The 289-nt window shown below is 71.3% G+C and carries 1 pseudogene; it reads left to right on the top strand.

Going from position 1 to position 289, the window contains the following annotated elements:
* Positions 1-289 (top strand): annotated as a pseudogene (locus AACR77_RS16925) (ABC transporter ATP-binding protein); the annotation flags it as partial.

Genomic DNA, 289 nt, shown 5'->3' with positions numbered 1-289 from the left:
CGTGCCGAGGGGCTCTGGCTGCGGGCAGGGGACAGGGTCGCCCTGCTCGCAGCCAACGGCACCGGCAAGTCCTCCCTGCTGCGCCAGTGCTGGCGCGAACTGACTGACCTGAGTCCGCAGGCGGGCTGGTACTGCCACCCCGGCGCCAGCATCGCCTATTACGATCAGTCCCTGCAGCAGCTGGCTGACGACGCCACCCTGAGCGACGCGCTGTACCCCCTGGCCCCTCTGCCTGAGGTGACGCGGCGACAGGCGCTGATCCGGGCGGGCTTCCCCTATGCCCGCCACG

This window comes from Aeromonas sp. ZOR0002 (assembly GCF_963866995.1).
GTDB classification, from domain to species: Bacteria; Pseudomonadota; Gammaproteobacteria; order Enterobacterales; family Aeromonadaceae; genus Aeromonas; species Aeromonas caviae.
The sequence above is the reverse complement of the archived record's forward strand: the minus strand, read 5'-3'. Positions and strand labels throughout refer to the sequence as shown.